General features: G+C 64.2%; 1 protein-coding gene. It reads left to right on the top strand.

Going from position 1 to position 509, the window contains the following annotated elements; translation table 4 throughout:
- Window positions 1–509 (top strand): WS/DGAT domain-containing protein (locus FJR74_RS08475; RefSeq protein WP_140915075.1); only part of this gene is annotated, 509 nt, incomplete at both ends.

The following is a 509-nucleotide window of genomic DNA, read 5'->3' as shown; positions in this document are numbered from 1 at the left end:
TGCAAGCGCCGCACTGCATACTCAACACCCGCATCAGCCGCAACCGCCGCTTCGCCACCCAGCAATATCCGCTGGATCGACTGAAAGCCATTGGGGCTCAATATGATGCCACAATCAACGACGTCGCGTTGGCGATCATCGGAGGCGGCTTACGACGTTTTCTGGACGAGCTGGGTGAGCTGCCCAACAAGTCGCTGATCGTGGTCTTGCCGGTCAACGTGCGACCCAAGGACGACGAGGGCGGCGGCAACGCGGTCGCGACCATCCTGGCGACGTTGGGTACCGACGTTGCCGATCCGGTGCAGCGGCTGGCGGCGGTCACGGCGTCAACCCGCGCGGCCAAGGCTCAGCTGAGGTCCATGGACAAGGACGCGATCCTGGCCTATAGCGCCGCGTTGATGGCGCCGTACGGGGTGCAGTTGGCCAGCACGCTCAGTGGGGTGAAGCCACCCTGGCCGTACACGTTCAACCTGTGTGTCAGCAATGTGCCGGGGCCCGAGGACGTGCTC

Origin of the sequence: Metamycoplasma neophronis, assembly GCF_006491995.1 — a bacterium.
GTDB lineage: Bacteria > Bacillota_I > Bacilli_A > Mycoplasmatales > Metamycoplasmataceae > Metamycoplasma > Metamycoplasma neophronis.
Note: the sequence above shows the minus strand (reverse complement) of the source record. Positions and strands in the feature narration are given on the sequence as shown.